Origin of the sequence: Roseovarius indicus (genome assembly GCF_008728195.1) — a bacterium.
In the GTDB taxonomy this organism is placed as follows: Bacteria; Pseudomonadota; Alphaproteobacteria; order Rhodobacterales; family Rhodobacteraceae; genus Roseovarius; species Roseovarius indicus.
In genome coordinates this window covers 1,847,873-1,861,118 of the sequence record NZ_CP031598.1, presented here as the reverse complement: position 1 = coordinate 1,861,118, position 13,246 = coordinate 1,847,873, and the positions used below count along the sequence as shown (strand labels likewise).

Annotated in this window: 12 protein-coding genes; 8 read left to right on the top strand and 4 right to left on the bottom strand. The window is 65.0% G+C overall.

Annotation, left to right across the window (positions count from 1 at the left end; genetic code table 11):
• Positions 1-68: 68 nt before the first annotated feature.
• The 3 genes from RIdsm_RS08595 (at position 69) to RIdsm_RS08585 (ending at position 4,829) form a co-directional block, all read left to right on the top strand.
• On the top strand, positions 69-710 hold the full coding sequence (locus RIdsm_RS08595) for an outer membrane protein (protein WP_082647284.1): 642 nt from the start codon (positions 69-71) through the stop codon (positions 708-710).
• Positions 711-998: 288 nt separating this feature from the next.
• Positions 999-3,593 carry a bifunctional metallophosphatase/5'-nucleotidase gene (locus RIdsm_RS08590; RefSeq protein WP_082647285.1) on the top strand — a complete coding sequence of 865 codons (2,595 nt, stop codon included), beginning with the start codon at positions 999-1,001 and terminating at the stop codon, positions 3,591-3,593.
• 207 nt (positions 3,594-3,800) lie between these two features.
• On the top strand, positions 3,801-4,829 hold the full coding sequence (locus RIdsm_RS08585; protein ID WP_160325811.1) for a hypothetical protein: 1,029 nt from the start codon (positions 3,801-3,803) through the stop codon (positions 4,827-4,829).
• Between the two features lie 239 nt (positions 4,830-5,068).
• On the opposite strand, the gene RIdsm_RS08580 is transcribed toward RIdsm_RS08585, so the two are convergent.
• Complete coding sequence (locus RIdsm_RS08580; RefSeq protein WP_057814045.1) at positions 5,069-5,851, bottom strand: MBL fold metallo-hydrolase; 783 nt, start codon at positions 5,849-5,851, stop codon at positions 5,069-5,071.
• 414 nt (positions 5,852-6,265) lie between these two features.
• Between RIdsm_RS08580 and RIdsm_RS08575 the strand changes: the two genes are divergently transcribed.
• A complete protein-coding gene (locus tag RIdsm_RS08575; RefSeq protein WP_057814047.1) occupies positions 6,266-7,195 on the top strand; it encodes a dihydroneopterin aldolase in 930 nt (309 codons plus the stop codon).
• A gap of 6 nt (positions 7,196-7,201) precedes the next feature.
• Positions 7,202-8,212, top strand: coding sequence for a dihydropteroate synthase (folP, locus tag RIdsm_RS08570; protein WP_057814049.1), 1,011 nt, complete (start codon positions 7,202-7,204; stop codon positions 8,210-8,212).
• Here the strand turns inward: folP and RIdsm_RS08565 are convergent.
• Complete coding sequence (locus RIdsm_RS08565) at positions 8,209-9,123, bottom strand: DMT family transporter (protein WP_082647286.1); 915 nt, start codon at positions 9,121-9,123, stop codon at positions 8,209-8,211. The genes folP and RIdsm_RS08565 overlap by 4 nt on opposite strands.
• 70 nt (positions 9,124-9,193) lie before the next feature.
• Positions 9,194-10,216, bottom strand: coding sequence for a ketol-acid reductoisomerase (ilvC, locus tag RIdsm_RS08560; RefSeq protein WP_057814053.1), 1,023 nt, complete (start codon positions 10,214-10,216; stop codon positions 9,194-9,196).
• Positions 10,217-10,345: 129 nt separating this feature from the next.
• Here ilvC and RIdsm_RS08555 point away from each other — a divergent pair, with 129 nt between their 5' ends.
• The 3 genes from RIdsm_RS08555 to RIdsm_RS08545 all read left to right on the top strand — a co-directional run bounded on the left by RIdsm_RS08555 (position 10,346) and on the right by RIdsm_RS08545 (position 12,563).
• The gene (locus RIdsm_RS08555) at positions 10,346-10,801 is read left to right on the top strand and encodes an Lrp/AsnC family transcriptional regulator (protein ID WP_057814054.1); all 456 of its coding nucleotides are present in this window, start codon (positions 10,346-10,348) and stop codon (positions 10,799-10,801) included.
• Complete coding sequence (locus RIdsm_RS08550) at positions 10,798-11,256, top strand: Lrp/AsnC family transcriptional regulator (RefSeq protein ID WP_057814056.1); 459 nt, start codon at positions 10,798-10,800, stop codon at positions 11,254-11,256. The genes RIdsm_RS08555 and RIdsm_RS08550 overlap by 4 nt, the downstream gene beginning before the upstream one ends.
• 179 nt (positions 11,257-11,435) lie before the next feature.
• Complete coding sequence (locus RIdsm_RS08545; protein WP_057814058.1) at positions 11,436-12,563, top strand: aminotransferase class V-fold PLP-dependent enzyme; 1,128 nt, start codon at positions 11,436-11,438, stop codon at positions 12,561-12,563.
• Position 12,564: 1 nt separating this feature from the next.
• Here RIdsm_RS08545 and RIdsm_RS08540 read toward each other — a convergent pair whose 3' ends face one another.
• Positions 12,565-13,203: a M50 family metallopeptidase gene (locus RIdsm_RS08540; RefSeq protein ID WP_338049632.1), complete on the bottom strand. Its 639-nt coding sequence runs from the start codon at positions 13,201-13,203 to the stop codon at positions 12,565-12,567.
• Positions 13,204-13,246: the final 43 nt, after the last annotated feature.

Genomic DNA, 13,246 nt, shown 5'->3' with positions numbered 1-13,246 from the left:
GCGGATTCAAGTTCACTGAGACTCTTCGGGGTGGGGACTCCGATAACGGACCAAAGGTGGAATTTAGAATGTTTGCAAAAATCAGAAATACCGCACTTGCCCTCGCCGCAGCGCTCTTCATGGGCCAGGCGGCCGAAGCCCAGGGCACCCATGACTGGACAGGCTTCCACGCCGGCGCAATGGCCGGCTATGGCGAGCTGAAGCCGAAATCGAACGCGTTCAACCTGTTCCAGCCCAACTCTGACGATGCCATGTATGGCGTCTTTCTCGGCTACGATTACCAGTTCAACAACCGTTTCCTCGTGGGTGTCGAAGCCGACTGGGCCTTCACGAACATGTCGAGCACGGTGCCCTGCTTCAACCCGGCCTTCACCTGTAACGCCGGGATCGACTCGATCGCCACGATCCGCGCCCGCGCCGGCATGACCTTCGACCGCGTGCTGGTCTACGGCACCGCCGGTTACGCCCAGATGGATTATTCCGGCTTCACCCGGAACGCCGTCACAACCTTCCCGGACTCGAGCGATATCGGCGGCTGGACATGGGGCCTCGGCCTCGAATACGCCGTCAACGACCGGGTCCATATCGGCGCCGAGGCCCGCTGGGCCGAATTCGACCGAACCGTGATGGCCTATGACGTGCCCTACTCCGTCGCGCCGGAAACCTTCTCGGCGCTGCTGCGCGTCTCCATCAAGCTCGGCGGCAAGTAACCCCGCCGGCCCTCGACCCTCGACGACGGCACGCCCCTCGCCGGGGCGTGCCACTTCGCGCCGTACCGTAGGGTGGGTGCCAACCCACCACCCCTGCACCCCGGCCCCCGGTCCGCAGCCTCCGCCCCCCCTCGCGCTTCGCGCCCTCCCCTCTCGTCCACCTCCCTCGCACCCCCGTCACCAAACTTTGTGAAAACCGCCACAAAGCCGTCACCCGACCTGCGCAAAGAATGGGCCTGATTGCTTCATTCCATACCGCAACAACCGGATACGAGGGTGCGTTACCACATGTCCTTACCTTTCCTTCCCCAGCCCAAACCCCAGCCCCAACCCGGCGCCGAAGCCCTTCCCGGGCTCCCCGGTTTCCCCGGCTTCCCCGACATGCCCGGCCAGCCCACGCCGCCCGCCGGCCCGACCGACGGCTACGGGCCCGGTCTCGCCCGCCTGCTCGAAGTCCTGCGCAACCTGCGCGATGACGATGGCGGCGATGGCGGCGGCGACGGTCCGACCACCCCCGCCCCGGCCGGCACCCCCACCGCGAATGACGACATGGAACGCACCGTCGAAGGCGACCCCGTCACCCTCGACCTGATCGGCAACGACCTGCCCGGCGACGGCGCCGAGGCCGAAGACCTGCATATCTCCGAAATCAACGGCCGCGACGTCCGCCCCGGCCAGATGATCGGCGTCGGCGGCAATTTCATCTTCCCCGAAGCCTATGTCATGGTGACCGAAGACGGCACCGTCGAAGTCACCCAGACCCGCTGGTTCGATGGCGGCGACATCTCCTTCGACTACCGCATCTCCAACGGCGCCTTCGAAAGCGATCTCGCCTCGGTCGAGATCGAGGTGCTCGACCCCGCCGACACCTTCACCCTCATCCTGCTGCACTTCGCCGACCAGGAAGCGGGCACCCGCGCCGTCACCGACGCGCCCAACTTCTCGGGCGTGCTCAACGTCCTGCGCGACGAGGACGTGGGCGCCGACGCCACCCTCACCCTCTCCTCGGGCGACGCCTTCATCCCCGGCCTCTTCTACGATGCCTCGGCCGCCGTCTTCGGCTCCGCCGGCATCGCCGACATCCAGATCCAGAACGAGCTCGGCGTGCAGGCCATCGCCCTCGGCAACCACGAGTTCGACTTCGGCACCGCCCCGCTCGGCGGCCTGATCGACGGCACCGCCCCCGGCGACTTCTCGTCGCTCGACGGCACCGCACTCGCGGGCGAGGATTTCGGCGGCACCATGTTCCCCTACCTCTCCACCAACCTCGACTTCTCGGGCGACCCCAACCTCGCCCCGCTGGAAACCGAGGGCGGCCAGGCGCCCCAGGGCGGCGTCGTCACCTCCTCCACCGTGATCGAGCAGGATGGCGAGATCTTCGGCGTCGTCGGCGCCACCACCCCCACGCTCGGCTCGATCTCCTCGCCCGAGGGCGTCACCGCCCACCCGGGCTGGGCCGGCACCACCCCCACCGACGAAGAGCTCGACGCGCTCGCCGCCGAGATCCAGGCCGAGGTCGACGCGCTGCTCGCCGCCAACCCGACCATGGACAAGGTCATCCTGCTCTCCCACATGCAGCAGATCGATATCGAGCTCGAACTGGCCGAGCGCCTCACCGATGTCGACATCATCGTCGCCGGCGGCTCCAACACCCGCCTCTTCGACGAGAATGACCGCCCCCGCGACGGCGACAGCGACCAGGGCGACTACCCGCAATTCGTCGAAAACGCCGGCGGCACCATGACCGCCGTGGTCAATACCGACGGCTCCTACAAATACGTGGGCCGGCTGGTCATCGAGTTCGACGCCTACGGCAACATCATCCCCGAAAGCTACGACCCCGACATCTCCGGCGCCTACGCCACCGACGACCAGGGCGTCGCCGACCTCGACGCCGAAGACGACATCGACCCGGAAATCCAGGCCATCGCCGACGCCATCCAGGACCAGATCCTCGCCACCGAGGGCAATGTCTTCGGCGTCTCCGACGTCTTCCTCAACGGCGAACGCTCCGGCACCGGCACCGCTGACGACCCCGACGGCGTCCGCACCCAGGAAACCAACCTCGGCAACCTCACCGCCGACGCCAACCTCGCCTATGCCAATGAAATGTACGGCGACGGCGACGACATCTGGCTCTCGGTCAAGAACGGCGGCGGCATCCGCGCCTCCATCGGCCAGACCATCGTGCCCCCGGGCGGCTCCGAGCCGGTGCGCGGCGTCAACGAGGAAATCCTCGACGAGGACGGCAACGTCGTCAAACCCGAGGGCGGCATCAGCCAGAACGACATCCAGACCACGCTCGCCTTCAACAACGACCTCGTGGTGGGCACGCTCACCGGCGCCGAGATCGTGGCCCTCCTGGAACACGGCATCGCCGCCTACCCCGAGGCCGGAGGCCAGTTCATCCAGGTTTCCGGCGTGGTCTTCAGCTTCGACCCCGACGCCCCCGAAGGCCAGCGCATCGAGGACGCCGCCTTCGTCGATCCCGAGACCGGCGAAATCCGCGCGGTGCTGGTCAAGGACGGCGAGATCGTCAACCCCGACGCCGAATACGGTGTCGTCACCCTCGGCTTCCTCGCCGAACCCCGCTACGACGAGAACGGCACCTTCATCGGCGGCGGCGACGGCTACCCCTTCCCCGAGGATTTCGACTACGTCCCCCTCGAACAGGAAGGCGTGCAGACGGGCGACGCCACCTTCGCCGATGACGGCACCGAACAGGACGCGCTGGCCGAATACCTGCTCGACACCCACGCCACGCCCGACACCGCCTTCGACATGGCCGACACCGGCCCCGCCGAAGACACCCGCATCCAGAACCTCGACTTCCAGGACGGGCTGGCCCTCGACACCGCCATCGACGAGTTCATGTTCGTCTGACGGCACTCACCGACAACATGACAGCAAAGGCCCCGGCACATACCGGGGCCTTTGCCGCAACTGGCTTACGTGGGAACCAGCAGTGGGTCCTGATCGCAATGACCGCTTCGAGCCCAAAGTGACGGATGCTGCGGCTTGCGCGAATGGCAGCTTTTCATGTGCTTTTGGACTCTCTAGGTTAAATCCATGTCTAGTATGAATTTGTCCTTGGCCGATGGTTGGACGCAGGTCGAACCAATGGAAACGGGTTTTGAACTCCTGATATCGGGACAGTCTCCCGGACAATGCTTGATTTCGACGGATACAGCGTTCCGACATAAACAAGAGATTGGTTTCTCTGGTGGAAGCAACTGTCCCATTGCTGTCGATGAAACCACGAGGCGGGTCTTTGTATCGGTCGACGGAATTGTATCTTATGAGCTTCATGGTAGCGCCGAGGAAGAAAGCAAGATCAGTGAAAATGCATCTCCGGTTTGGATGCTTTCGCATAATCCGAAGGGGCCCGATTTATTGATGCATTTGCGCGGCGAAGAACCGATGCAAAGCTTCATCGCCCGTCTGAACCTTGAGAATGGAAGTATCCAAAGACTGCAACTTCCGGAAGGAGCGTTCGTTCCTCTCGCGCTCAGTGGCACATGTGAAAAGGTTCTATACAGCAACCGACAGGGCGCGGCTGTCTACCATTTAGCGAACGAAGTCAGCACCTTGGCTTCGATTGAACTGTCGCCTTGGGTGCTAGGTGGTGCTTTTGACACGGATGAGCGCCGAATAATCCTCGGAGGTGACGGGCTTTGGGGATGGGATACGGTAAGCGGCTCGACCAGTCGTCTTTGCGAACATGGAAAGTACCCTGCGATTGATGGCAAAGGTGACGTTTGGTTTGATCTCAAAGACGGAGTACTGGCGAAACTGAATTCTAAGAATGGCAGTTTTGAAGTGATTGTTGAGCTTTCGGGGCTGGATACAAGTTCCGGCAAATGCGGCAGTTACGCTCAGCCCGTAGTCTTCAGCCCAGACGCACGCTATGGACTGGCCAGACTGACAGGTCGCGAGAAACTGACCGGCAAAGACTTAGAGGAAGCCAAAGCATTCTGTAACTCTGTCGGACAGCCATTCTCGGAAACTCATCAATACCGTTATGAACACTACTTTTGCGTATTGGACCTCGAATTGCAGCAAGCATGGTGCAGCGAAGGCTACGCTCACAACATCGCTTGGCTAAATTCGGACATCTGAGAAACGAGCGGCAGAGATCAAAGCCGACCTCGAAACGCGCGTGAGCGATGACCGCTTCGTCCCGCGCAACCGACATCCATCATACCCAACTCCCGAGGATATCTTCGGGAACCGGTTGCTTGGCATCGGGTGACCCTGAACGGCTCTCAGCTCCGCACTGCACCGACCAACAAAAAAAGGCCCCGGCCAACGCCGGAGCCCTTCCGTAGGGTGGGTGCCAACCCACCACTCTTAACGGCTCAGCTCAGCTCGCCGTTGTACCAGTCATGCAGCTTGACCTCGGTCTCGGCCCCCGCATCGTTCAGCATCTGCGCGAAGGCTTCCGGGTCCTGCGTGCCGCCATCCCGGCCGCGATAGTGATAGGGGATCACCACGCCCGGATTGAACTCGGCCACGGCCTCCGCCGCCTGCTCCGCCGTCATGGTGAAGGGCAGGTTCATGCACACCAGCGCCACGTCGATATCCTCGAGCGCGCGCATCTCGTCGGTGCCTTCCGTGTCGCCCGAGATATACACCCGGCTCCCGTCGATCGTCAGCACAAAGCCGATATCGCCCCGGTCCTGCGGGTGAAAATCCATCCGCCCCTCGGTGATGTTGTAGGCCGGCACCGCCTCGATCCCGACACCCATCATCTCGGTGCTCTCGCCCGCCGCGATGCTCTGCGCCTGGCCCTGCATCTCCTCGGGCATCATGCCCATCACATCCGCATTGGTCAGGATCGGCACGTCGGGCATCATGCCCAGCAACTCGGCGTTGAAATGGTCGCCATGCCGGTGCGTCACGAGGATGAGCTCCGGGTCCGGCATGCCTTCGTAATCCGTGACCTCGCCCACCGGATCGACATAGATCACGCCCGCCGGCGTCTCCATGACAAAGGAAGCGTGCGAAATCGGGTGAATGGTCAGTTTGCCATCCATGAAGCTCATGCTGGCGCCGTCCTCGGCCGCAAGTGCGAGCGAGGGCAGAACCGTCACCGTTCCGGCAGCGGCACTGCCAATCAGGAAATTGCGTCTGGTCGTCATGTGGGAACCTCCCGGGTTTGTTGCGTGGCGTCGTCAGACGTCGACATGTCTTCGACTGTCCGCAGAGAGAATAGTGCATTCGCCCGGCGCGGCGAGTGTCACGGCCGACGGACAGAGGAATTTTGCACATCCCGCGTCCACCGCGCCGCCCCATCCCCGTTGCGCCCCACCCCACATCTGGCCCGTTGCGCACCGCGCGCCACATTTACCCCCGCCCCCACAGACGCCGATACCGACGCGATACCGACAAAATACCGACGTGATACCGACGTCCCGATCCCAGCAAATCAACGCCGTTAACCATCGAATCGCCAACCCTGCCGCCTCCGCGCCCTGCCCCGTCGCATTCGCCCTTCCCCCCTCGTCTCGGCCCATGCTATCCCCCGCCCCACTGACCTTGCCGGAGGACGCGCCATGTCCAACGAAATCCGCCTCGCTTTCGCCCACCCCTCGGCCCGCGCCGATGCCACGGCCCCCGACGGGCCGCTCGACCGCATTTCCGTGCGCGATCATGTGGTCGAGGTCGAGATCGGCGCCTTCCAGGCCGAGCGCGGCACAACCCAGCGCGTCTCCTTCAACGTGGTGGTCGAGGTCCGGCCCCTCACCGACCCGATCGACGACGATGTCGACCGCATCCTCAGCTACGACAAGGTGACCGAGGCGATCCACGCGGCGCTGGCCGAAGAACGCCTGAACCTGCTGGAAACACTCGCAGACCGCATCGCCGAACGCATCCTGTGGGAGCCGCAGGCCGTCCGCACCTTCGTCCGCATCGAGAAACTCGACCGCGGCCCCGGCGCCCTCGGCGTCGAGATCGTCCGTTCCGTCTCGGACCTGAAAACCAAGCCGGTCACGCCCCACCACGACACCGCGCCCCACCCCCATGTCGTCTACCTCACCAACGCCGCCATCCGCTCGCCCAACCTCGCCCGCTGGCTCGACCAGCTCGAAGCCCGCGCCGAGCCGGTGATCCTCTGCGTCGGCCATGCCGACACCGCCGCGCCGCAAACCGGCCACCGCATGACCCAACGCCGCGTCGACCTTCTGGCGCTCGAACAGAACGCCTGGGTGCTCGCGGGCCGCGACGACCGCTGCGTCGTCGTGGGCAGCCGTACCGAGCTCGACTGGTCCATGAAGAACGGCCAGATAAGTGTCTGGGCCCCCTCGAAAATCGTCCTCGACGCGGTCGACGGCCCCACCACAGGCCCCGACGACCCGGTCGCGCTCGCCTCGTGGTTCGCCGGCCATATCGACGCCTCCGACCTGCTCCTGATCGGCGAAACGCCCCCCGCCAACCCGCCCGTTCCGGTGCTGGTTCAGGATATCGCCCAATCCGGCCTCTGAGGGCCCATGACCTACTACCGCCCCATCCCCAGCACCGACCGCGCCCGCCCCACCGGCGCCTTCCCCCTTGCCGGCGGCTGGGCGTGGTTCGACACGGTCGAGGCGCTCCACCGCGACGCCCCCTCGCGCCTCATCCCCGCGGCCGATATCCCCGCCGACGCCCTTGAAAACCTGACGAAACCCCGCGCCCCCATCGCCGGCCTCACCTTCGACACGCCGCGCCTCATGGGCATCCTCAACGTCACCCCCGACAGCTTCTCCGACGGCGGCGAGCACTTCTCCCCCGACGCCGCCCTCGCCCATGCCCGCGCCATGACCGAACAGGGCGCCGACATCCTCGACATCGGCGGTGAATCCACCCGTCCGGGCTCGACGGAAGTCGATATCGAAGAGGAAATCCGCCGCACCGCCCCGGTCATCGGTGCCATTCGCGCCGAGATGGCCACCCCCATCTCCATCGACACCCGCAAGGCCCCCGTCGCCCGCGCCGCCCACAAAGACGGCGCCGACCTCGTCAACGACGTGGCCGGCTTCACCTTCGACCCGGCCCTCGCCCCCTACTGCGCCGAGAACGGCCTGCCCGTCTGCGTCATGCACGCCCAGGGCACGCCCGACATCATGCAGAAGGACCCCCGCTACGACAACGTCGCCCTCGACGTCTACGACCACCTCGCCGCCCGCGTGACGGCGCTCGAAACCCTCGGCATCCCGCGTGAACGCATCATCGTCGACCCCGGCATCGGCTTCGGCAAGACGCTCGAACACAACCTCACGCTCCTGCAGAACCTCGCCCTCTTCCACGGGCTCGGCTGCGCCGTCCTCCTCGGCGCCTCCCGCAAGCGCTTCATCGGCACCATCGGCGGCGCCGAGTCCGCCCGCCACCGCGCCCCCGGCTCCGTCGCCGTGGCTTTGGCAGGTGTGGCCCAGGGCGTCCAGCTCCTCCGCATCCACGACGTCCGCGAAACGGCCGAGGCCCTCCGCCTCTGGCAGGCCGCCACCCTGGGCCGCCTGCCCTAACGCCGGAACAACCGGCTCAACGCCCCCCACTGGCTCAGCGCCACCCCGGCCAGGATCAACGCCATCGCCAGCACCAAACTCGGCGGCAACGGCTCAGCCAACAGCACCACGCCAAAGATCACCGACCACACCGGCACCTGGTAATTCACCAGCCCCAGAAACACCGGCCCCGCATCCCGGATCACCATCACCAGCAGGATCTGCGCCACCCCCGTCGGCAACAGCCCCAGATACACCAGCGCCGCCAAACTCAACCCCGGCACGTCCCGGGGCCACCCCTCGACAACCAACGCCAAGGGCGCAAACAGCACCGCCGCCACCAGCAGCACCGCCGCCGCCAGCGCCAGCAGGTCCACCGCCGGGCAAAGCCGCGTGAAGATCCCGCCAATCGCGTAACAACACGCCGCCCCCACGCAGGCCATCTTGGCCAGACTCTCGAAACTCTCCCCCGTCGACGCAAACGCCTCCGGCCCGATCAGCACAATCACCCCCGCCGTCCCGATACAGAACCCGATGAGCCGCCGGAACGTCATCACCTCCCCCGGCACGAACACATGCGCCAAGGGCAAAACCAACAGCGGCACCACCGCCATGCAAACGCCGGCAAACCCCGAGGCCACCACCTGCTGCCCCCAGCTCAACAGCAGGAACGGCAACGCGTTGGAAAACACCGCCATCGCCAGCACGAAGGCCCAGACGCGCCCCGCCGGCCTTCCCCTCACCGGCGGCAGCCCATGCCCTAGCGCAAAGGACAGCACCACCAGAAACGCCGCCCCCAATCCCAGCCGCACCGCCACCACCGTCAGCGGCCCGACGCCCTCCAGCGCAACTGACACCGACATGAACGACGCCCCCCAGATCGCCGCCAGCACGACGATCCGAAGCCAGTTGACCGGCCTGATATCCTGCATCATTCCCCTCCCCGCGAATGAAAAAGGGGCGCCCGGCGGGGCGCCCCTCTGCTCGTCCAAGGGATAGCCCTCAGTTCTTCGCCTTGTCCACCATCTTGCCGGCGGAAATCCACGGCATCATGCCGCGCAGGGTCTCGCCCACGGCTTCGATCTGGTGGGCGTCGTTGTTGCGGCGGATCGCCTTGAACGACGGCTGGCCGACCGAGCATTCGCTCATCCAGTCGCGCACGAACCGGCCCTGCTGGATATCGTCCAGAACCGCCTTCATCCGCGCCTTGGTCTCGTCGTAAGGCAGGATGCGCGGGCCGCTGACATATTCGCCATACTCGGCCGTGTTCGAGATCGAGTAGTTCATGTTCGCGATGCCGCCCTCGTAGATCAGGTCGACGATCAGCTTCACCTCGTGCAGACACTCGAAATAGGCCATCTCGGGCGCGTAACCCGCCTCGACCAGCGTCTCGAAGCCCATCCGGATCAGCTCGACCAAACCGCCGCACAGAACCGCCTGCTCGCCGAAGAGATCGGTTTCGCACTCTTCCTTGAAATCGGTCTCGATGATGCCCGAGCGCCCGCCGCCGATGGCCGAGCAATAGGAAAGCCCCAGCTCCAGCGCCTTGCCCGACGCGTCGTTGTGAACGGCCACGAGGCAGGGCACGCCGCCGCCCTTGACGTATTCGCCGCGCACCGTGTGGCCCGGGCCCTTCGGCGCCATCATGATGACGTCAACGCTGTCCGGCGCCTCGATCAGGCCGAAATGGACGTTGAGGCCGTGGGCAAACGCAATCGCCGCGCCCGGCTTGATGTGGTCCTTGACGTACTTGTTCCAGGTATCCGCCTGAAGCTCGTCGGGCATGGTGAACATCATCAGGTCGCACCATGCGGCGGCCTCGGAAATCTCCATGACCTTCAGGCCTTCGCCTTCCGCCTTGGCGGCCGAGCTCGAGCCTTCGCGCAGCGCGACGACCACGTTCTTGGCGCCGCTGTCGCGCAGGTTCAGCGCGTGGGCATGGCCCTGGCTGCCATAGCCCAGGATGGCAACCTTCTTGTCCTTGATCAGGTTGATGTCGCAGTCGCGATCGTAATAGACACGCATGGTTCAGTCTCCTTTAACGTTTCTGGGCGCACAATCTGCCTGTTGGGGTGGAAAATCACATCATTTGCCCGTGCTTTTCGAAAAACCACGTGGTATTCATTCTCCGTTAACCCGGATATGTGAATTTTCATGCTCGACGACATCGACAGGCGCATCCTGCGCCATTATCAGCACGACGCCGCCCAGCCCGTGGCCGACCTGGCCGAGGCCGCGGGCGTCACGCCCGCCACCTGCGCCCGCCGGCTCGACCGGATGAAAGGCGCGGGCATCATCCGCGCCAACCGCGCGGTGATCGACTGGCGCGCGCTTGGCTACGAGGTCGAGGTCAGCTTGCGCGTCACGCTCGAAAAATCCGAGCCGCGCGCCTTCGACGAATTCCTCGCCGCCGCGCGCGAGGTGCCCGAGGTCGTGGAAATCCAGACCTTCCTCGGCCGTGTCGACCTGCGCCTTTCGGTCATCGCCCGCGACATGACCCATTACCAGGAGCTCTACCGCACCGCCATCCTCGCCCTGCCCCATATCGCCGATATCGAGGGGCTGATGCACGTCGCCCGCATCAAGACAGACGAGATCCTGCCGGTATGATCGAGCTCGACACCACCGACCGCCGCCTCCTGCGCGAACTGGTCCAGGACGCCACCCAACCGGCCAGCACCCTTGGCCGCAAGCTCGGCCTGTCCCAACCCGCCACATGGCGCCGCATCCGCCGGCTCTACGACAGCGGCGTCATCAAGGGCCAGCGCCTCGATCTCGACCATGACAGGCTGGGTTTCGGCGTCACCGTCTTCCTCGGCGTGAAACTCGCCACCAAGGGCCGGGTCAGCATCGACGTCTTCGAACGCGCCGTCTCGGCCATCCCCGAGGTGCAGACGGTCGAACACATCCTCGGCCTCTTCGACTACCGCCTGCGCATCGTCGCCCGCGACATCTCCGATTTCGAACGCGTCCTGCGCCGCCGCATCATGATGCTGCCCGGCGTGGGCGACGTCGAAGCCAACGTCATGCTGTCGGAAGAACGCCGCCCCGGCCCCATCGGCTAACTATCTGACCCGCATCGATTTCTTCAAAAGAAATCGATCCGAAATCTTTTCAAGATTTCGCCCCCACCGCCCCCGCTGTCGAAAACCACCCCACCCCTGCCGCCTTTTTTCGGATGTGGTTTCCCCCGCCCTCTGCTAAGCCCTGCGACAAATCCCTCTTGCCAGACAGGAGCCTGCAAATGACTGCCCTTCTCGACACCATAGACCCCGACGGCCTGCTCGAATATTCCGTCGTCTTCACCGACCGCTCGCTCAACCACATGAGCCAGACCTTCCAGCATGTCATGCGCGATATCTCCGGCATGCTGAAAGAGGTCTACAACGCCCGCTCCACCGCCATCATCCCCGGCGGCGGCACCTACGCGATGGAGGCCGTCGCCCGCCAGTTCGGCACCAACGCCCACGCCCTCATCGTCCGCAACGGCTGGTTCTCCTACCGCTGGTCGCAGATCTTCGACATGGGCAAATTCACCGCCGAAACAACCGTTTGCATGGCCCGCCAGACCGGCAACGGCGCCCAATCCCCCTTCGCCCCGGCCCCCATCGAGGAGGTCACCGCCAAGATCCGCGAAGCGAAACCCGACGCCGTCTTCGCCCCCCACGTCGAAACCTCCGCCGGCATCATCCTGCCCGACGACTACATCACCCAACTGGCCGAGGCCGCCCACGAGGTCGGCGCGCTGATGGTGCTCGACTGCATCGCCTCAGGCTGCGCCTGGGTCGACATGGAGAAAACCGGCGTCGATGTCCTGATCTCCGCCCCGCAAAAGGGCTGGTCCGCCTCCCCCTCCGCCGGGCTGGTGATGCTCTCCGACAAGGCCCTGGAACGGCTGGAGAAAACCACCTCCAACAGCTTCGCCATCGACCTGAAGAAATGGCACCAGATCATGCAGGCCTATGAAAACGGCGGCCATGCCTACCACGCCACCATGCCCACCGACGCGCTGCGCGCCTTCCGCGACACGATGCTGGAAACGAAAGAGTACGGCTTCGAGAAACTCCGCCAGGCGCAATGGGATCTCGGCAACGGCGTCCGCGCCATGCTGGCCGAAAAGGGCGTCACCTCCGTCGCCGCCGAAGGCTACGGCGCACCGGGCGTGGTGGTCAGCTACACCAGCGACCCCGACATCCAGAACGGCAAGAAATTCAGCCAGCAGGGCATGCAGATTGCCGCCGGCGTCCCGCTGGCCTGCGACGAGCCCGAGGGCTTCATGACCTTCCGCCTCGGCCTCTTCGGCCTCGACAAGCTCTACGACGTCGACGCCGCCAAATCCCGCCTTCAGGCCGTGATCGACAAGGTGCTCTAGGCTACCGCCACGCGATATTGCTGCTGCGCCCCAGCCCCCGGCGCAGGCACAGCCAGATCACCCAGAGGCTCAGCAAAAGCCACGCCCCGCCCCAGAACAGGGTGGGGCCGGCAAACTCCTCCGCCAGCATCCGCGCATCCGACCGCAGATGCGCCCGCGCAATGGTGTCGCTGAAGATATCGAGCGGCACGTAGATCATGCTGGCAAGCCCGATCACCCGCAAAACAAGGTCGTTCAAGTCCCGCCGCAGGTATCTGGCCGCCCCGATCATCAGCACGCCCGTCACCACTCCGAACCCGATGGCATAAAGGCTCCGCAGGTACAAAACCGTCACGACCAGAAGCACCACGCCCAGACCCCCAAGGATCACCCGATCCCACCTTGTGCGAACGGCCGTCAGAAACAATCCCACGCCGATGAGCAGCGACCCGAGGTATCCCGCGCTCAGAATGACGAACCGCCACCCCCCGCGCGACGTCACCGAGCCGCCCTGCATCGGGTCCAGCGTCATCCCCACCACCGACCCGCCGGTGAGCACCGTCGCCACCGCGTGCGACAGCTCGTGCAGGAAAACAACGAGAAGTTTCAACGGCATGACCGCCGTCGTCTGCCACAGCGCGGCAATCAGCCCGACCAGCACCAGCAACTGCCAATGCCCCTTCAGCAGACCTATGCCGCCCCGC